16 protein-coding genes are annotated in these 19,060 nt (G+C 72.5%); 9 read left to right on the top strand and 7 right to left on the bottom strand.

Annotated features, from left to right (window positions below; translation table 11 throughout):
• Positions 1 to 204: 204 nt before the first annotated feature.
• Both ACH495_RS17215 and ACH495_RS17210 read right to left on the bottom strand, forming a co-directional pair.
• On the bottom strand, positions 205 to 399 hold the full coding sequence (locus ACH495_RS17215) for a DUF397 domain-containing protein (RefSeq protein ID WP_396858704.1): 195 nt from the start codon (positions 397 to 399) through the stop codon (positions 205 to 207).
• Positions 368 to 1,276 carry a helix-turn-helix domain-containing protein gene (locus tag ACH495_RS17210; protein ID WP_396858703.1) on the bottom strand — a complete coding sequence of 303 codons (909 nt, stop codon included), beginning with the start codon at positions 1,274 to 1,276 and terminating at the stop codon, positions 368 to 370. The genes ACH495_RS17215 and ACH495_RS17210 overlap by 32 nt, the downstream gene beginning before the upstream one ends.
• A gap of 203 nt (positions 1,277 to 1,479) precedes the next feature.
• Here ACH495_RS17210 and ACH495_RS17205 point away from each other — a divergent pair, with 203 nt between their 5' ends.
• Positions 1,480 to 1,731, top strand: a complete 252-nt coding sequence (locus tag ACH495_RS17205) for a hypothetical protein (protein ID WP_396858702.1) — start codon at positions 1,480 to 1,482, stop codon at positions 1,729 to 1,731.
• Positions 1,728 to 3,488: a hypothetical protein gene (locus ACH495_RS17200; protein WP_396858701.1), complete on the top strand. Its 1,761-nt coding sequence runs from the start codon at positions 1,728 to 1,730 to the stop codon at positions 3,486 to 3,488. Before ACH495_RS17205 ends, ACH495_RS17200 begins: the two co-directional genes overlap by 4 nt.
• Before the next feature lies 1 nt (position 3,489).
• Here ACH495_RS17200 and ACH495_RS17195 read toward each other — a convergent pair whose 3' ends face one another.
• Both ACH495_RS17195 and ACH495_RS17190 read right to left on the bottom strand, forming a co-directional pair.
• Positions 3,490 to 4,212: a hypothetical protein gene (locus ACH495_RS17195; RefSeq protein WP_396858700.1), complete on the bottom strand. Its 723-nt coding sequence runs from the start codon at positions 4,210 to 4,212 to the stop codon at positions 3,490 to 3,492.
• A gap of 131 nt (positions 4,213 to 4,343) precedes the next feature.
• Positions 4,344 to 5,336, bottom strand: coding sequence for a hypothetical protein (locus tag ACH495_RS17190; RefSeq protein ID WP_396858699.1), 993 nt, complete (start codon positions 5,334 to 5,336; stop codon positions 4,344 to 4,346).
• 385 nt (positions 5,337 to 5,721) lie between these two features.
• On the opposite strand from ACH495_RS17190, the gene ACH495_RS17185 reads away from it, so the two are divergent.
• A complete protein-coding gene (locus ACH495_RS17185) occupies positions 5,722 to 5,946 on the top strand; it encodes a hypothetical protein (protein WP_396858698.1) in 225 nt (74 codons plus the stop codon).
• A gap of 51 nt (positions 5,947 to 5,997) precedes the next feature.
• On the opposite strand, the gene ilvD is transcribed toward ACH495_RS17185, so the two are convergent.
• Positions 5,998 to 7,845: a dihydroxy-acid dehydratase gene (ilvD, locus tag ACH495_RS17180; RefSeq protein WP_396858697.1), complete on the bottom strand. Its 1,848-nt coding sequence runs from the start codon at positions 7,843 to 7,845 to the stop codon at positions 5,998 to 6,000.
• Between the two features lie 129 nt (positions 7,846 to 7,974).
• Between ilvD and ACH495_RS17175 the strand changes: the two genes are divergently transcribed.
• The 5 genes from ACH495_RS17175 (at position 7,975) to serA (ending at position 15,995) form a co-directional block, all read left to right on the top strand.
• On the top strand, positions 7,975 to 10,392 hold the full coding sequence (locus ACH495_RS17175; RefSeq protein WP_396858998.1) for a putative bifunctional diguanylate cyclase/phosphodiesterase: 2,418 nt from the start codon (positions 7,975 to 7,977) through the stop codon (positions 10,390 to 10,392).
• A gap of 180 nt (positions 10,393 to 10,572) precedes the next feature.
• Entirely contained in the window at positions 10,573 to 12,495 is a 1,923-nt protein-coding gene (locus ACH495_RS17170) for an acetolactate synthase large subunit (RefSeq protein WP_396858696.1), read from the top strand.
• Positions 12,496 to 12,497: 2 nt separating this feature from the next.
• Positions 12,498 to 13,013 carry an acetolactate synthase small subunit gene (ilvN, locus tag ACH495_RS17165; RefSeq protein WP_091063901.1) on the top strand — a complete coding sequence of 172 codons (516 nt, stop codon included), beginning with the start codon at positions 12,498 to 12,500 and terminating at the stop codon, positions 13,011 to 13,013.
• Positions 13,014 to 13,071: 58 nt separating this feature from the next.
• The gene (ilvC, locus tag ACH495_RS17160) at positions 13,072 to 14,085 is read left to right on the top strand and encodes a ketol-acid reductoisomerase (protein ID WP_396858695.1); all 1,014 of its coding nucleotides are present in this window, start codon (positions 13,072 to 13,074) and stop codon (positions 14,083 to 14,085) included.
• A 311-nt stretch (positions 14,086 to 14,396) separates the two neighbouring features.
• A complete protein-coding gene (gene serA / locus ACH495_RS17155; RefSeq protein ID WP_396858694.1) occupies positions 14,397 to 15,995 on the top strand; it encodes a phosphoglycerate dehydrogenase in 1,599 nt (532 codons plus the stop codon).
• Between the two features lie 108 nt (positions 15,996 to 16,103).
• On the opposite strand, the gene ACH495_RS17150 is transcribed toward serA, so the two are convergent.
• Positions 16,104 to 16,460 carry a hypothetical protein gene (locus ACH495_RS17150; protein WP_396858693.1) on the bottom strand — a complete coding sequence of 119 codons (357 nt, stop codon included), beginning with the start codon at positions 16,458 to 16,460 and terminating at the stop codon, positions 16,104 to 16,106.
• A gap of 334 nt (positions 16,461 to 16,794) precedes the next feature.
• Positions 16,795 to 17,667 (bottom strand): FAD:protein FMN transferase, encoded by an 873-nt coding sequence (locus ACH495_RS17145; RefSeq protein WP_396858692.1) that lies wholly within the window; start codon positions 17,665 to 17,667, stop codon positions 16,795 to 16,797.
• Between the two features lie 218 nt (positions 17,668 to 17,885).
• Between ACH495_RS17145 and ACH495_RS17140 the strand changes: the two genes are divergently transcribed.
• Positions 17,886 to 18,917 (top strand): 3-isopropylmalate dehydrogenase, encoded by a 1,032-nt coding sequence (locus ACH495_RS17140; protein WP_396858691.1) that lies wholly within the window; start codon positions 17,886 to 17,888, stop codon positions 18,915 to 18,917.
• Positions 18,918 to 19,060 lie beyond the last annotated feature (143 nt).

Genomic DNA, 19,060 nt, shown 5'->3' with positions numbered 1-19,060 from the left:
GGCCGGATCGGACTGCCGGACGGCGACGCCCGCGTCAACGGTTCGGCCCTTACCGGCTCTTCCGTCCGTTAGCTGACTGCACGTCCCGTGTCGCGAGTGACACCCACACGGTTCCACTCGCCGCGCCCAGGCCGGGTGAGTGGAACGCCATGGGTGTCAAACAGGGCCGGAGACACCCATGGCGTTCCACCGACCGGCCGGGCGTCAGCGGTTGTGCCTGGTGTGGGCGGTGAAGGTGGTCCAGGCAGCCGGGGTGAAGGTGAGGACGGGGCCTGCCGGGTCCTTGCTGTCGCGTACGGCGACCAGGCCGGGCAGGTTGTCGGCCACCTCGACGCACTCACCCCCATTGCCAGCGCTGCGGGTGCTCTTACGCCATCGGGCGTTGGTCAGGCGCGCCATGGTGAACCTCCCCAAGGATCTTGTTGATCAGATGCCGTGATTGTCCTCCATCAAGCGCCAGTCGATCGAGGTTCATCCAAACCTTCTCGTAGGCCGCGAACTCTGACGGGCGGTCAAGGTAGAGCCCGCCCGTCAGCGACTCGCTGTAGATGACGGCGGGCTCCGGGGTGCTTCGATTGCCCGGTGGGAACTCCAGCATCACGAACTCACCGGCAACGTTTCCGCCATGCGGCCCGGCTGCCAGGGGGACGATGCGGACGGAGATGTTCGGCAGGTCGGTCAGCTCCAGCAGGTGTCGGAGCTGTTCGGCCATCACCGGTGGATCGCCGACCGGGCGGAGCAGCACCGACTCGCAGAGCGTCACCTGCACCCGTGGCGCGCGAGGCAGTCGACGGGTCAGCAGGGATTGTCGTTGCAGCCGCAGTTCGACCGCCAACTCCCGGTCTTCCTGGCTCATCTCCGGCTGATCGACCTGGTAGATGCCGAGGGCATACCGTCTGGTCTGGAGTAGTCCCGGCACCAACGTGTTCTTGAAGAAGCGAAGGCGACCGGCTGCCTGTTCCAGGCCGACGTACAGCTCGAACCAGTCCGGGATGGCGTCTCCGTAGGCGTGCCACCAACCCTTCGCCTTCGTCTCGCTCGCCAGCGCGGCCAACGCGCCGGTCAACTCCGCGTTCGCGTCGTAGAGCTGGCACATCGCCCGCACGTCCACGCCGCGCGCCGACCCGAGGCCGCTCTCGATCCGCCACACCTTCTGCCGGCTGCACTCCAACGCCTCGGCCGCCGCGTCGAGCGTCACCCCGGCCTCGGTGCGCAACTGCCGCAACGCGCGCCCGAGTTGCCGTCGCGGCACCGTCGAACCCATGTCTTCCGCCAACGACCACGCCTCCGTCCCATTCTGCAACACTCGAAATACCCTCTCCGGAATGCCTAACCGTTGGGCAGAAATAAGTCAAGAATCGGGGCCGGAGAGCGTCGCGCCAATGCCGATACCGCTCCACGATGACCAGCGCACAAGCTCTGTTCTAGCGGTTATCGGAAATGGGAGTGGTGTTCTCGTGTACGCATTCTGGGAATCCCATGGGTGAGCGTTTCGTGGCGCATCTGCCGTTCACCGCGGCCGACCTGTCCGCCGCCCGTCACTTCGCCGGCACGCTGGCCCGCTCGGTGAGCTTTCTGTCCGAGGTGGACGCCGGCGAGGTCACCGTCAGCTTCGAGGACGAGCAGGTCGTACGCCATCGGGTCTTCTGCGACCTGCCGCTGCCCGACCGCCGCCGGTGCGCGCGCCGGGTCGACCACGACGGGCCCTGCGCGCCGAGGCCGCCGCGATGAGCGACGTGACCGCCTGCCCGGGGTGCGGCGGCACCGGCTGCCCGCGCTGCCGGTGGCGGGGCCGCCGCCGCGCGCAGCTCCTGCTCACCGTCGCCAACTCGGAGACCGGCGCGGTCGCCTCCCACCGGGTGACGCCCGCCGACCTCGACCCCCGACCGGAAGCGGCGGGTGGCGCGGTGGCCGACCTGACTCCTCGGGTACGCGACCTCGCGTCCACCGTCGCCGTCGCGCTCGACCCCGACCCGCTGCGGGTACGCCTTCCGCCGACCTGGCGTCCCGGGCTGCCCGTCGCGCAGCGGCACGCCCTCGCGGCGCAGGCCCTCGCGGACGCGGCCCGCCGGCCCTGGCGGCTCTGGGTGGGCGGCTCGACCGCACCTGCCCCGGTGGACCCGGATGCCCGACTCGCTCAGCTCTGCCGCCTGGCCGACCTGCTCCTGCTCGACCTCGTCGTGACGGCCCGCCGGTGCGACAGTCGTCATCCGGGGACGGTCCGCCGACGCACCGACTGTCTGCTGTGGACGGTCCGCTTCGAGGTGCCCGGCTCACCCGTCCCCGGCGGTCCGGCCGAGGGCAGCACCGACCTGGCGACCGCGCTGACGCGCACCGACGCGCGGGCGGCCCTGACCGGCCTCACCGAGCGAGGGCTGACCGCGCCGGCCCGGCTGCTCGATCCCGGCTTCCGGCGCTGCGGCCGGCCGAGGGTGCCGGCGATCCCGGCGCCACCCGGGCCGGTCGGCCGGATCGAGCGACGTGTCGTCGCCGAGCTGGCCGGCGGCACCGGGCGACCGGGCGCGCAGGCGGTGTGGCGGGACGGCGGCTGGTGGCACACCGCCCCGCGCTCCGCCGGGTCACCCGGCCGGTCGGCGGTTCGGGGCCGGGCGTCCCTGCGCCGGGTCGCCGAGCCACCCGAACCATCCGGGCCCGACGCCTCGGCTCCCGGTCCGGAGCGCCCGGCGGTGCTGGTCACCGTCACCGACCTGCGGCACCGGGTGGTGCACCTGACCTGGCGCAGCGGCTCCCCGGAGGTCACCCGCACGGTGGCCACCACGCCGGACGGCCGGCCGGTGGTGCAGCTCCCCGACCGCTACCGGCTCGGCGCGTGGGCGCGCGTCTTCGGCGTACGCCCGGAGGACCTAGCGGAGGCGGACGGCGGCCACATGATCGCCCGCGACCTGCGCGACGGATACGTCAGCCTGCCCTGGGTGGGGGCCGACCCGGTGGGGGAGTACGTGCGTCGGGCCGGGGTGGGCCGGCTCCTCGTCACCGCCGCCCGTCCGGAGGTGCCGCCGCTGCCCGAGCTGGTCCGGCTCGTGCTCGGGCTGGACCTGGCGCTACACGTCGGCGTGCTCGACATGCGGCAGCACGCCGGGCATCCGCTGCGGCCGGACGGCCGGTGGTGGTCGGTGGCGGTCCGGCCGCGCGACGCCCCGGTGCACCCGGACGACCTGCCCACCCGACCCAGCCTGGCGGCGGCGCTCGACGACTGCCGCACCCACCTGGCCGACGACGTGGCCGGACTGGTCCCCACCGACCCGGACGAGCCGCTTCCGGTGCCCGACTCACCGGCCCGCGAGCTGGTTGCCGACCCGGTGCCCGCGCTGGTCCGGCTCGCCGCGCAGCACACCGGCCGGGCGGTGACCCTGCGCGTAACCCGCGACGACCACACCGTCCACCGCCATGACGACGACGGCGTACGCCTGGTTGGTAAGGAGGGGGCCCCGCTTAACGCATTCGGTATAGGAGGGGGCCCCGCTTAACTCAGTTGGGCAGGGCGGCGAGACCGGCGAGCAACTCCCACCGCTCGGGCTCGGTGAGCACCGCGTACGCCGGTTCGTCGCGCCGGTCGGTGTCGGCCTCGACCGCGGCGCGGTCCGGCCCGTCCGGCAGCGCGCGGATCCCGTCGGCGGTCAGCCCGGCGGCCCGCCACGCGGCCCGGTGCGCGTCCGCCCGGTGGTGCCGCAGCGAGCCCAGCCGGGTCACCAGCAGCAGCGCCGGCGACGCGCCCTCCGGCTCGTACGGCGGGGACATGGCCCGGAACGCCGGCCCGCCGGTGGCCTGCGCGTGCGCCAGCACCCGGCCGACCAGGTCCGCCAGCCGGGGCACGATGCTCAGGCCGGGCAGCACCCCGGGCAGCATCGCCCACAGCTCCTCGGCGGCCTCGCCGGTGGCCCGCTGCGCAAACAGCGCCAACTCCCGGCCCCGCTCGGTCAGGTGCCAGGCGCCCTCGTCGTCGGTGACGACGATGCCCTGCGCCAGCTCCGCGTCCATGCTTCCGGACGTGTAGACCAGGCCGTCGGCGAGCGCCTCGGCCGGCATCGGCCGGGCCAGCACGCCGGAGAAGAAACTGTTCTCCGCGCCGAGGTCGCAGCCGCGTTCTGCGTAGAACGCCTCCATGCGGGGGCGTGCCTTCCAGCGGGCGCCCACATAGACCCGGTCGATCGCCGGTCGGACCAGTCGCGCGTAGCTCACCGTCGTCTCCACGCCGCCGGACCCTACCTGGGGCGGGTGTCGAGCGGGGCCCCGTCCGGATCTCGGACACCGAGCGGCTCTCCTGGCGGTAGAGCTACGCGACCTGACGCCCGTCCACGACCGGCTGGGGAGAGCATCGCGGGTCAATCCTGTACCCGCAGTTCGACGTGACTGAAGTGGCAGATCACATCCTCGGGCTCCCCATGACCGGGAGGGTCGCCGGCCTCGACCCCGAGGGTCGTCGCTCCCACTGCTACCCGCTGCGGCGGACTGTCGTCGATCCGCCGATGGAACACCTGTCGGTCGTTGACGAAAAAGTGGTATTCCGTGCCGTCGAAGTAGATCGCCAGTTTGACCTCACTGCCCTCCCACTGCCGGATGATGTTCCAGTGCCATACATAGGGCAGATCATCCGCCTGGTCCAGAGTTGCCGCCCGGAACCCCCACTTCTGCTCGGTGATGGGAAGGATTCGATACGCGGCCGCCTGATGCGAGTGATCGGCTTGACGTTCGAGACGGAAGGTGTAGTAACTGCGAATGCTCTCGATTCCGAACAGCAGTGGGCAGCTTGATGTGAGGCGTCCGTCCCACCCGGTCAGGCGAGCACTGAACAGGTACGGTCGGCCCGGGTTGCCGGCGGCGAGATTGAATCCCTGCTGAGTTGTGCCTCTCTCGGACCTGAGCCGGAGCGTGACAGCGGAGCCCGACCACTCAAGGTAGGCGCGGCCATTCTCGTTCGGCTCGTTCTCGCGGCGGCCCGACTCTGTCGTGGTGGCCCGAACTTCACGCCATGCCTTCGCCTGTGAGGTAATCCCGCGGCCGTCGGCGGTGGTCGCGATGAAGTAGGTCATCTGCGCGGCGCCCAGGAGCAGGAGGACCAGCGCTATGCCGAGCGCATACCGGTACCGCCAAGCAGCGAAGGCAAGTAGTGCGGCGGCGGCCACCACCTCGGCCACCGGCTGTCGCAACAGGTCGACGGCAGCTTCGAGTTGATCATTGACGATGGGCGGCAGCATCAGGAGGAGCGCTGCCATGATCAGGACTAACAAGGCGCTGAAGAGTTTCAGCGCCAAGTCCTGTCGGAGTTCGTCCGTGCGATGCGGAGATTGCTCAGTGGGGCGTTGCCGGACCGACATTTGCGAAGCCTCCGAGGGATGACCTGCTTGACGTACCCCAGCACGGTCTGGGTTACTGTCGGGTATCGCAACAAGTGTTCTGTCGAACCACCTGTCGGACGACGGATTCGAGCCTGGTGGGCGGTCACCGCGCAGGGCCTTCGTTGCTCAATGTCGGATAGTCGACTTGTGAGCGTTCCCAAGCCGGTACCGCGCACGGGATTCCCACAGCCGGATGTATCTCGACAGTCCGCTGATCCTGACCAACCCGCAAGGCGAACGGCTGCGCAGCGTCATTCGCACATACGCGCCGTCGGGCGCCAGCATCCGTCCACGCCGCGGTCTTCCTGCACGCCCTCAGCATGCGTTGCGAGCTGGACGACATCGGGCGTCAGCATGTCCACGGGTGGACGGCGACAGCCAACTGCCCAGCCTCGAGCAGATGCTGCTGGCCCCGCAGGCGGACCAGGTGCGTCCGGGTGGTACCTGCGTCGTGCGTTCCGACGGTGACCTGCGCTGGTGGACCTGGGCCGGGCTCCGGGGAAACGTGACCCTCGCCGCACGCCTCGCCGACCTTCCGGCCGCGGCCACCGTGCTGACGGAGCCGGTCCGCTTCGTCGTCGGGTGTTAAGCGGGGCCCCCGCCTATGCAGAAAGCGTTAAGCGGGGGCCCCGCCTTACACCTACTCCGGGACGCGGCGGTAGGCGCCGTCGCTGGCCGAGGTCGCCATCGAGGCGTACGCGCGCAGCGCGGCCGAGACCGGGCGCTGCCGGTCGATGGGGGTGTAGGGGCGGTCGCGCTTCTCCTCGGCCACCCGGCGCGCGGCCAGTTCGTCGGCGGGCACGTTCAGCTCGATGGAGCGGCCCGGGATGTCGATGACGACCTCGTCGCCGTCGCGCACCAGCGCGATCAGCCCGCCGGAGGCCGCCTCCGGGGAGACGTGCCCGATGGACAGGCCGGAGGTGCCGCCGGAGAACCGCCCGTCGGTGAGCAACGCGCACGAACGGCCCAGCCCGCGCCCCTTGAGGAACGAGGTGGGGTAGAGCATCTCCTGCATGCCGGGGCCGCCCTTCGGGCCCTCGTAGCGGATCACCACCACGTCGCCGGCGACGATCTCCTTGGCCAGGATGGCGGTCACCGCGTCGTCCTGCGACTCGTAGACCTTGGCCGGCCCGCGGAACGTCAGGCACTCCTCGGGCACCCCGGCGGTCTTCACCACGCAGCCGTCCGGGGCCAGGTTGCCGTGCAGGATGGCCAGCCCGCCGTCGGCGCTGTAGGCGTGCGCGAGGTCGCGGATGCAGCCGCCGGCCGCGTCGGTGTCCAGCGACGACCAGCGGTTGGTGGTGGAGAACGGCTCGGTGGTGCGCACGCCGCCGGGCGCGGCGTGGAACAGCTCGACCGCCTCGGGCGTGGCCGAGCCGCCGCGCACGTCCCAGTCGGCGAGCCACTGCGCCAGGCTGGGGGAGTGCACCGCGCGCACGTCGCGGTGCAGCAGGCCGGCGCGGTCCAGCTCGCCGAGGATGGCCGGGATGCCGCCGGCCCGGTGCACGTCCTCCATGTGGTAGTTCGGTGAGTTCGGGGCGACCTTGGCCAGGCACGGCACCCGCCGGGAGATGGCGTCGATGTCGGCCACCTCGAAGTCCAGTTCCGCCTCGCGGGCGGCGGCCAGCAGGTGCAGGATCGTGTTGGTCGAGCCGCCCATGGCGACGTCGAGGGCGACCGCGTTCTCGAACGCGGCCCGGCCGGCGATCGCCCGGGGCAGCACCGAGGCGTCGTCCTCGTCGTACCAGCGCTTGGCGATCTCCACGGCGGTGCGGCCGGCCTCGACGAAGAGCGACCGGCGCGCGGCGTGGGTGGCCAGCGTCGAGCCGTTGCCGGGCAGCGCCAGGCCGATCGCCTCGGTGAGGCAGTTCATCGAGTTGGCGGTGAACATGCCGGAGCAGGAGCCGCAGGTCGGGCACGCGGAGCGTTCGATCTCGCCGAGCTGGTCGTCGGTGACCGCCTCGTTCGACGAGGCGATCATGGCGTCGATCAGGTCGATCTTGGAGTGGACGACGCCCTCGATCGCCACCGTCTTGCCGGCCTCCATCGGGCCGCCGGAGACGAAGACGGTCGGGATGTTCAGCCGCAGCGCGGCGAGCAGCATGCCCGGGGTGATCTTGTCGCAGTTGGAGATGCAGACCAGGGCATCCGCGCAGTGCGCGTTGACCATGTATTCCACCGCGTCGGCGATCAGCTCGCGGCTGGGCAGCGAGTAGAGCATGCCGCCGTGGCCCATGGCGATGCCGTCGTCGACGGCGATCGTGTTGAACTCCCGACCCACGCCGCCGGCCTCAGCCACCGCGTCGGCGACCAGGCCGCCGAGGTCCTTGAGATGGACATGACCGGGTACGAACTGGGTGAAACTGTTGGCGATGGCGACGATCGGCTTGCCGAAGTCGTCGTCGGTCATCCCGGTGGCCCGCCAGAGGGCCCGGGCGCCGGCCATCGTCCGACCGTGGGTGGATGTCCTCGACCGCAGCTCAGGCATGTCCACCAGTCTGACACCGCCGGCCCGGCGACCTCCGGCCGTACACCCTGTGTCCCAACAGTTGCACACCCGGTGCCCCACGGAGGGCGCGGATCCGGCAGAGTTGGACGCGTGCAGTCGTCCCCGGGGATGGTCACCGTCGCGGCCCTGAGCGGGTTCGCCGCAGCCGGCGCCGTCGCGCTGCTCGCCGCGTCGGCCCGCCGCCGCACCAGTCCCCGCCGACAGGCCCACCTGCTGCTGGCCGTGGCCGGCGGGGTCGCGCTGCTCAGCCTGCTCCTCGGCCTGGGTGGCCTGCTGCTCGCCGGCGACCACTGGGCGCACCGGCCGGGCCAGCGCACCGGCTGGGCCACGCTCGTCGCGGCGTCCACCACGGTCGCCGGGCTGGGTCTCGGCGCGGCGCTGCTGCGGCTGCCCGGCGCCGCCGCGACCCGGGCCGCCACCGCCCGGCTGCTGCTCGACGGCGTGATCATGGCGACCGCGTTGTGGTTCGTCGGCTGGGTGGCGTTCAGCGCGCCGACCCGGCTGCTCGGCGACGCCACCCCGGTCGCCTGCCTGCCGATCCTGCTGGCCACCGTCAGCGCGGCGCTCACCACGGGGTTGACGCTGATCCTGGTGTTGCGGGCCGCCCCGCCGCGCGGCTGGCTGGCGCTGCTCGGCGCCGGGGCGATCGCGGTGACCGCCGGCGGGCTGGGCGTGGCGGCCGGGCTCTGCCAGGGCGGCCCGGGCATGCTGCTGGCCGGCGCCGTGGTGTCCGTGGCCGGCCTGGTGGCCACCGCCGTCGCCGGCCGCCGGGCCGACGCGACGCGGTTCGACGTCGACCTCATCCGCCGCGACGGCGAGTACGCGTTCGTGCCGATGTTCGCCATGGCCGCCTCCGCGATGTACCACCTCACCCAGGGCGGCCGGTTCGACGGGTACGGCATCGTGACCGGCAGCGTCGAGGGGTTCGCGCTCGTCGCCCGGCAATATCTCGCCCTCAACGACGTCCGCGGCTACGCCGTCCGGCTGGCCGAGCGGGAGGCGCACTTCCGCGAGCTGGCGCACACCGATCCGCTCACCGACCTGGCCAACCGGCGCGGCCTGCTGCGGGCCCTGCACCGGTGTGCCGAGACGGGCGTGCCCTGCGTGCTGCTCGGGCTCGACCTGGACGGCTTCAAGAACGTCAACGACATGCGCGGGCACGACGTCGGCGACGCGGTGCTGGCCGAGGTGGGCCGGCGGCTGCGCGGCAACCTGCGGCCGGGCGACCTGGCGGCCCGGCTCGGCGGCGACGAGTTCGCGGTGCTGATGCACGGCTCGGCCGAGCCGGGGCCGGTGGCCGAGCGGCTGCTCGGGGTGCTCGGCCGCCCGTACGAGGAGGCGGACGGGCCGGTCTTCCTCTCGGTCAGCATCGGGGTGGCCGGCAGCCCCGGCGACCACGACGTCGAGCTGCTGCTGCGCAACGCCGACCTGGCGCTGCGCTACGCCAAGCAGCGCGGCAAGAACCGGATCGAGCGCTACGACGCCACGTACGACCAGTTGCTGAGCCGGCGCACCCGGCTGGAGCACGAGCTGCGCGGCGCGATCGAGCGCGACGAGCTGCGGCTGGTCTTCCAGCCGGTGGCCTCGCTGCCCTCGGTCCGGCCGGTCGGCGCCGAGGCGCTGCTCCGCTGGCGTCACCCGGAGCTGGGCAACGTCCGGCCGGACGAGTTCATCCCGCTGGCCGAGGAGTGCGGGATGATCTCCAAGCTCGGCGCCTGGGTGCTGCACCAGGCGTGTTACCAGCTCTCCCGCTGGCTGGCCGACGGGCACGACGTCTGGGTGTCGGTGAACGTCTCGCCGCGCGAGCTGCACGCCCCGGAATACGTCGTGCAGGTGGCCGACGCGCTGCGCGCGCACCACGTGCCGCCGCAGCGGCTGGTGCTGGAGGTGACCGAGCACGCCGTCGCCACCGACCTGGACGAGCTGATCCGGCGGCTGACCGCGTTGCGCCTGACCGGTGTCCGGATCGCGCTTGACGACTTCGGCGCCGGCTACTCCTCGCTCGGGCAGCTACGGCGGCTGCCGATCGACATCCTCAAGATCGACCACAGTCTGGTCGCCGAGCACGAACCGGTCCGCCCGGTGGGCCGGGAGGGGCCGGCGTTCGCCCCGATGGTCGACATCGTCATGCGCCTCGGCCACCAGCTCGGGCTGGAGGTGATCGCCGAGGGGGTCACCAACCCCACCGAGCTGGCCGCCGTGGTGGCCGCCGGTTGCCGGTTCGGTCAGGGCGCGCTCTTCGGCTGGGGGGTGCCGGCCGAGCACCTGGAGGCGATGCTGGAGGCCGCCACCGCGCCGGGCAACCGTCCCGCCTCGATCCCGCCCGCGCCGCCGTCCCCGCCGGCGCGTACCCCGTCGCCGTTGCTGCCCCGGCTGCGCAACAACCCGCCCGCCCCGCGCCCCGCAATGGAGGCGTCGCCGCAGGTGGCGGCCGGCGCGGACCGGGTGTCGGCGACCGACACGCCCACGTCCGTGAACCAGAATGTGGGATCAGTTGACTCATCGCGTGAGATGCGTCAGGCTTGACCACATGTCGTCGAACCGGTCGCTGCGAGTACTTACCTGAGCGCACTCTCCTCCCGAGAGTGCGCTGGCCCCGTGCATCCTGCACGTGGGCTTTTTTGTTGCCGTCGGACCATCGCCGGGACGCCCGCGTCCCATCCTGACAACCGCGTCACCCACTCACAGCCGAAGGCCTGAACCGCCATGACGAGACCCACGCCAGAGACCCTCGCCCACTCCGCCCGACGAGCCCGCCCGGGCGCCGGTGCGGCCGGCGACGCCGACCACGCCCCCGCCGCCCGGGCCGGCGCCGCCCCCGCCGGGAGCCGGGCCGTCCCGGCCGGCCCGGACCCGGCCGGCGCACCGGTACGGCAGCCCACCACCGCGCACGTCTCCGGCGCCGGTTCGCTGGTGCGGTCGCTGGAGGCGCTCGGCGTCGACGTGGTCTTCGGCATCCCGGGTGGCGCGATCCTGCCCGCGTACGACCCGCTCTACGACTCCACGGTCAGGCACATCCTGGTCCGCCACGAGCAGGGCGCCGGGCACGCGGCCACCGGCTACGCGCAGGCCACCGGCCGGGTCGGCGTCTGCATCGCCACCTCGGGCCCGGGCGCGACCAACCTGGTCACCCCGATCGCCGACGCCTACATGGACTCGGTGCCGATCGTGGCGATCACCGGCCAGGTGGCCCGGCCGTCGATCGGCACGGACGCCTTCCAGGAGGCCGACATCCAGGGCATCACGCTGCCGATCACCAAGCACAACTTCCTGGTGCAGACCGCCGACGAGATCCCCCAGGTGCTCGCCGAGGCGTTCCACCTGGCCTCGACCGGCCGGCCCGGCCCGGTGCTGGTCGACATCCCGAAGGACGTGCTCCAGGCGCCGGCCACCTTCGCCTGGCCGCCCACGCTGGACCTGCCCGGCTACCGGCCGACGCTGCACCCGCACGGCAAGCAGATCCGTGAGGCGGCCCGGCTGATGACCGCGGCCCGCCGTCCGGTGCTCTACGTCGGCGGCGGCGTGCTCAAGGCCGGCGCCACCGAGGGGCTGCGCCGGCTGGCCGAGCTGACCGGGATCCCGGTGGTCACCACGCTGATGGCGCTCGGCGCGTTCCCCGACTCGCACCGGCAGCACCTGGGCATGCCCGGCATGCACGGCACCGTCGCCGCGGTCTACGGCCTGCAGAAGGCCGACCTGATCGTGGCGCTCGGCGCCCGCTTCGACGACCGGGTGACCGGCAAGCTGGACTCGTTCGCGCCGGACGCCACGGTGGTGCACGCCGACGTCGACCCGGCCGAGATCGGCAAGAACCGGCACGCCGACGTCCCGATCGTGGGCGACGCGCGGCACGTGATCGACGAGCTGATCGCGGCGGTCACCGCCGAGCAGGCCACCCACCCGGCCACCGACCTGGCCGACTGGTGGACCCAGCTCGACGACCTGCGCGAGCGGTACCCGCTCGGTTTCGAGGAGCCGGCCGACGGCACGCTCTCCCCGCAGTACGTGATCAAGCGGTTGGGCGAGATCGTCGGCCCGGACGCGATCTACGTGGCCGGCGTCGGCCAGCACCAGATGTGGGCCAGCCAGTTCATCTCGTACGAGAAGCCGAACACCTGGCTCAACTCCGGCGGGCTGGGCACCATGGGCTACGCCGTGCCGGCCGCGATGGGCGCCAAGGTGGGCCGGCCGGACACCACGGTCTGGGCGGTGGACGGCGACGGCTGCTTCCAGATGACCAACCAGGAGCTGGCGACCTGCGCGCTGGAGGGCATCCCGGTCAAGATCGCCGTGATCAACAACGGCAACCTCGGCATGGTCCGGCAGTGGCAGACGCTGTTCTACGGGGAGCGCTACTCCAACACCGAGCTGGGCACGCACAAGCACCGCATCCCGGATTTCGTCAAGCTCGCCGAGGCGCTCGGCTGCGTCGGGCTGCGCTGCGAGAACGCCGCCGACGTGGACAGGACCATCGAGGCGGCCATGGCGATCACCGACGCGCCGGTGGTCATCGACTTCGTGGTCGGCAAGGACGCGATGGTCTGGCCGATGGTGGCCGCCGGCACCAGCAACGACGAGATCATGTTCGCCCGGGGCGTCCGCCCCGCGTTCGACGAGGACGACATCTGACAATGACACTTCACACGCTGTCCGTGCTGGTGGAGAACAAGCCCGGTGTCCTGGCCCGGGTCTCCGGGCTGTTCTCCCGGCGCGGGTTCAACATCGACAGTCTCGCCGTGGGCGAGACCGAGAACCCGGACGTCTCCCGGATCACCATCGTGGTCAACGCCGAGTCCTCGCCGCTGGAGCAGGTGACCAAGCAGCTCAACAAGCTGGTCAACGTCCTCAAGATCGTGGAGCTGGATCCGCAGGTCTCGGTGGCCCGGGAGCTGCTGCTGGTCAAGGTCCGCGCGGACCGCAGCGCCCGGGCCCAGGTGCTGGAGACGGTCGGCCTGTTCCGCGCCCGGGTGGTCGACGTCGCGCCGGACACGCTGACCATCGAGGCCACCGGCACGCCGGACAAGCTCGACGCGCTGCTGCGTGACCTGGAGCCGTTCGGCATCAAGGAGATGGTCCAGTCCGGCACGGTGGCCATCGGGCGTGGCTCCCGCGCCATCACCGCCGGCCCGGCGCTGCGCGCCGCCTGATCCGTACCCACCAGTTTTTCGACGGGCCGACGGGCACCGCCGTACGAAAGGGAAGTCAATGAGCGTTGAGGTTTTCTACGACGACGACGCCGACCTGGGCCTGATCCAGGGTCGCAAGGTCGCCGTGATCGGGTACGGCAGCCAGGGGCACGCGCACGCGTTGTCGCTGCGTGACTCCGGCGTCGACGTGGTGATCGGCCTGCCCGCCGGCTCGAAGAGCCGGCCCAAGGCCGAGGAGCAGGGCCTGCGGGTGCTGAGCCCGGCCGAGGCGGCGGCCGAGGCCGACGTGATCATGATCCTGGCGCCGGACACCGCCCAGCGTGGCCTCTACGCCGACGCCATCGCGCCGAACCTGGCCGCCGGCAAGGCCCTCTTCTTCGGCCACGGCTTCAACATCCGGTACGGCCTGATCACGCCGCCGGCCGACGTGGACGTGGCGATGGTCGCCCCGAAGGGCCCCGGTCACCTGGTCCGCCGCCAGTACGTCGACGGCAAGGGCGTGCCCTGCCTGGTCGCCGTCGAGCAGGACCCCAGCGGCAACGCGTTCGGCCTCGCGCTGGCGTACGCCAAGGCGATCGGCGGCACCCGGGCCGGCGCGATCCGGACCACGTTCACCGAGGAGACCGAGACCGACCTCTTCGGCGAGCAGGCGGTGCTCTGCGGCGGCGCGGCGGCGCTGGTGCAGACCGGCTTCGAGGTGCTCACCGAGGCCGGCTACGCGCCCGAGGTGGCCTACTTCGAGTGCCTGCACGAGCTGAAGCTGATCGTCGACCTGATGTACGAGGGCGGCATCGCCCGGATGCGCTACAGCATCTCCGACACCGCCGAGTACGGCGACCTGTCCCGCGGCCCCCGGGTCGTGGACTCCCGGGTCAAGGACGAGATGCGCAAGATCCTCGGCGAGATCCAGTCCGGCGAGTTCGCCCGCGAGTGGGTGGCCGAGGACGAGGCCGGCCGGCCGAACTTCGCGAAGTGGCGGGCCGAGGGCGCGGCGCACCCGATCGAGGAGACCGGGCAGAAGCTGCGCGCCATGATGAGCTGGGTCGACCGCCCGATCACCGAGACCGCCTGACCTCGGGCGTGTCGCGCCGCACAAGATAGGACGATGACGAGCGGTATACCTCACAGGCATAAATATGCCTGTGAGGTATACCGCTTGAAAGTCGGCCCTGTTCCGGGTGCGTGAACCGTGGATGACCGGTGTGTGACAACCCTGTGTGAGGGCCCTCACCCCACACTCCGAGGTACGACGACCGGCGAGCCACCTACGATCCCTGGTAGGTGCGCAGCCGGCACCTGACGGCCATGGACACGGATCAGCGCAGGGCGCAGCGCGGCGTCCCGACGCCCCGGACCAACCGCATACGACGTCTACGAGGACCGATGAATCCTGTCGTACTGATCGCCGAAGAACTCGCCCCCGCCGCCATCGAGGTGCTCGCGCACGACTTCGACGTGCGCCACGTGGACGGCACCGACCGTCCGGCCCTGCTCTCCGCGCTCTCCGAGGCCGACGCGGTGATCGTACGCAGCGCCACCCAGATCGACGCCGAGGCGGTCGCGGCGGCGCCCCGGCTGAAGGTGGTCGCCCGCGCCGGCGTCGGCCTGGACAACGTCGAGGTGCCCGCCGCCACCGCGCGCGGCGTCATGGTGGTGAACGCTCCCACCTCCAACATCGTCTCCGCCGCCGAGCAGGCCGTCGCGCTGCTGCTCGCGGTGGCCCGCAACACCGCCAGCGCCAGCGCCGCGCTCAAGGCCGGCGAGTGGAAGCGGTCGAAGTACACCGGCGTGGAGATCCAGGGCAAGACCGTGGGCGTGGTCGGCCTGGGCCGCATCGGCGTGCTGTTCGCGTCTCGCATCGCCGCGTTCGGCACCCGGCTCATCGCGTACGACCCGTACATCCAGCCGGCCCGCGCCGCGCAGCTCGGGGTGCGCCTGGTCGGGCTGGAGGAGCTGCTGCGGGAGAGCGACTTCATCTCGATCCACCTGCCGAAGACGCCGGAGACCGTGGGCCTGATCGGCGAGAAGGAGCTGGCGGTCGTCAAGCCGGGCGTCCGGATCGTCAACGCCGCCCGGGGTGGGCTGGTCGACGAGCAGGCGCTCGCGGACGCGATCGCCGAGGGCCGGGTCGCCGGCGCCGGCGTCGACGTGTACGCCAAGGAGCCCTGCACCTCGTCGCCGCTGTTCGCGTTCGACAACGTGGTGGCCACCCCGCACCTGGGCGCGTCCACCAACGAGGCGCAGGACAAGGCCGGCCTGGCGGTGGCGAAGAGCGTCAAGCTCGCGCTCCAGGGCGAGTTCGTGCCGGACGCGGTGAACGTGCAGGCCGGCGGCGTGGTCGCCGAGGACGTCCGGCCGCTGCTGCCGCTGGCCGAGAAGCTGGGCCGGGCCTTCACCGCGCTGGCCGGTGGCGTGGCCGCCAGCGTCACCGTCGAGGTGCGCGGCGAGATCGCCACCCACGACGTGTCGGTGCTCAAGCTCGCCGCCACCAAGGGGCTGTTCAGCTCCGTGGTGGAGGAGCAGGTCACCTACGTCAACGCGCCGCACCTGGCGGCCGAGCGGGGCGTGGAGGTCACGCTGGCCACGCCGGCCGAGACCGTGGACCACCCCAACCTGGTGACGGTGCGCGGCGCGCTGCCGGACGGGCGGACCGTCCGGGTCTCCGGCACGGCGGTGCACACCGGCGCCCGGGACGTGCTCAAGCTGACCGAGGTGGACGGCTTCGACGTGGAGATCGGCGCGGAGGGCATCCTGGTCTTCCTGCGCTACGTCGACCGGCCCGGCGTGGTCGGCACGGTCGGCACGCTGCTCGGCGAGGCCGGCATCAACATCGCCGCCATGCAGGTGGCCCGGCGGGAGGCCGGCGGCGAGACGCTGATGACGCTCACCGTCGACCAGGCGCTCGGCGCCGACCTGCTCACCTCCGCGGCCGACTCGATCGGTGCGGTCGCGGCCAGCGCGGCCGACCTGCGCGACGAGTAGTCCGGAACCGACGGATCGGGGCCCGGCCGCTTCGGCCGGGCCCTTCGTCGTGCCGCTGGGTGGCGGACGCCGGTCGCGTCGGTCAGGACCGGACGCCGGTCGCGTCGGTCAGGACCGGACGCGGGCCGGCGGTGGGTAGACCGAGCCGTCCTGCGCGTCGAAGAGCATCAGGTCGTGCTCGCCGGCCAGCCGCTCGATGTCCAGCAGGACCTGGTCCGGGCAGGTGGGATGCAGGTTCATCTCGACGTGGTCGGCCGCCGCGTGCAGCGGTGCGACCTCCCACGGCGTGCCGGGTCGGGCCGGCCGGTCGGGATAGCTCGCCGTGATCGCCCGGTAGAAGCCGACCACGCGCGGGTCGGGGTGCTGCTCGCCGTGCCATCCCTCGCGGCACTGCCGCACGGCGGCTCGCACCTGCTCCGGTGTCGCCCCGTTCGGCAGGGCCCACACGCTCAGATCGAAACTCACGGCGGACAGCGTGCCATCTGAGGCGGCCCACGTCACTTCTGCCCCACCGCGCGGGTTCACCTGCCGATTGTCGACAGCCGCGCGGCGGAGTCCGCTGTGGAGACTCTTGCGTCGAGTTGCGTCGATTCGCTAGCGTACCGGTGCGGTTTCCGGCTGAGTCGATTTCCCGACCCGTCTTCGGGTGGCGTGGTCGGGCGTCCGGCCCGCCGGCCCGCACCCCTCGATTGCGCGAGCCACGCGCACTCGTCGCTGACCGGCCCCCACGGTCGTTGCCGAGACCGCGGGGGCCGATCGCGGTCCCACGCCCCGGATGCGAGCGGGGCGCGACCGCGCGTCAGCGGCGGTGGTGCGCGAAGAGCGCGCGATAGTCCGAGCCGTCGCGGAACCAGGCCAGGCCGGCCGGGCCGGCGGCGTACAGGGCGGTGGCGTAGGCGTCGGCGATCGCCAGGTCCGGGCCCACCACTGTGGCGGCGACGAGCCGTTCGGTCGGCTCACCGGTGTGCGGGTCGACGACGTGCCCCCGCCGACCGGTGACCCCGGAGGTGCCGACCGCGCCCGCGGTCATCTCCAGCACCAGCGGCGGCCGGCGGGCCTCGGTCGGGTGGTGCACCGCGACCCGCCACGGGCCGCCGTGCGCGGCGTGGCCGCGTACCGTCAGGTCGGCACCGCTGAGCACGGCGTAGTCGTGGATGCCGGCGGCGCGCAACCGCGCCGCGGCCCGCTCCACCGCCCAGCCGCCGAGCAGGCCGCCCGGGTCGAAGCCGCCCGGCACCGCCCAGGCGTCGAACCACCCGTCGGTCGCCGCCCGCATGGCGGCGCAGCGGTCCACCAGGTCGGCCAGCGGGGGGTACGAGTCGGGGCTGATCTCGTCGCGCCGCAGCCGTGACACCAGGCTGTCCGGCTGGTTCGGGCCGTAGGTGAGGTCGACGGCGCGCAGTTCGGCGACGGCGTCCCGGAGCGCCTCGCCGACGCCCCGGTGGCCGAACCAGTCGGGCGCGTTGAGCAGCAGCGTGTACTCCGCGGTGGAGGTGCTGACGGTGTGCCGGACGCTGATCCGGTCGTAGGGGGCGCCGCCGTCCCGTTCCACCCGGTGACTGCGGGCGCCGAGGCGCAGGTCGGGACGGGGCTGGCGGAACGCGGACTGGTCGACCCAGCGGGTCCGGGGTTGTTCGTCCGCCCAGTGTGCCCGCCGCTGGTCGATCCGCATGACACCCGCCCCCTCGCTGGCCGCCGCCGCGCCGCGGCGATGCCGTCCCGGGCGCCCGTCGACCCGGTCGACCCGACCCTAAGCAGTGGAGATGACGGCACCATGAATGCCGGCTGGGAGCCTCCTGTGCATCGGGTTTCCCGAATGATGGAAGACTCGTACCGGGAGGCGGGACGGCGACGTACCGTTGCGCAGAACGACGAGGTGAGGAGCGCCAGGTGGCACGCATCGCGGTGGTGGCCGGCGACGGCATCGGTCCCGAGGTGGTCGGGCAGGCCCGCAAGGTCCTCGACGCCGTGCTGCCCGGCATCGAGGCCACCGAGTACGACCTGGGCGCCGCGCGCTGGCACCGCACCGGCGAGGTGCTCCCCGACAGCGTCCTCGACGAGCTGGCCGGCCACGACGCCATCCTGCTCGGGGCCGTCGGCGACCCGACCGTGCCGCCCGGCGTGCTGGAGCGCGGCCTGCTGCTCAAGCTCCGCTTCGCCTTCGACCAGTACGTGAACCTCCGCCCGTCCCGGCTCTGGCCCGGCGTGACCGGCCCGCTGGCCGCCGTCAAGCCCGGCGAGGTGGACCTCGTGGTGGTCCGCGAGGGCACCGAGGGGCTGTACGCGGGCGCCGGCGGCAGCCTGCACCGGGGCACCCCGGCCGAGGTGGCCACCGAGGAGAGCCTGAACACCCGGCACGGTGTCGAGCGGGTGATCCGGGACGCGTTCGCCCGGGCCGGTCGGCGGGAGCGGCGCAAGGTCACGCTGATGCACAAGACCAACGTGCTCACCCATGCCGGCTCGCTGTGGTCGCGGGCCTTCGCCGAGGTGGCCGCCGAGCACCCCGACGTGGCCACGGAATACCAGCACGTCGACGCCGCCGCGATGTTCCTGGTGACGAACCCGTCCCGGTACGACGTGGTGGTGACCGACAACCTCTTCGGTGACATCCTCACCGACATCGCCGCGGCGGTGACCGGCGGCATCGGGCTGGCCGCCAGCGGCTGCATCAACCCGGAGGGGCGTTACCCGTCGATGTTCGAGCCGGTGCACGGCTCCGCGCCGGACATCGCCGGCAAGGGCGTCGCCGACCCGGTGGCCGCCGTGCTCTCCGCCGCGCTGCTGCTCGACCAGCTCGGCCACGCCGACGCCGCCGCCCGGGTGACCGCCGCGGTCGGCACCGAGCTGGCCGGGCGTACGCCCGGGGCTCCGCTGCGCACCGACGAGGTCGGCGACCGGCTCGCCGGGCACGCGGTAGCCTGACCGGGCCGATCCTCCTGGCGGCCCGGAACCGGGCCGCCAGACCCGTTTCCGGGCCGGCTCCCCCCAATTGGCATCGTCGATGTGCCGGGGCGGAGCTATCCGCTGAACGACCGTTCGGGGTAAGTTTCTGGCACCAGTGACGT

The organism is Micromonospora sp. NPDC018662 (genome assembly GCF_044391475.1).
In the GTDB taxonomy this organism is placed as follows: Bacteria; Actinomycetota; Actinomycetes; order Mycobacteriales; family Micromonosporaceae; genus Micromonospora.
This window is presented reverse-complemented; position numbering and strand designations above follow the sequence as displayed.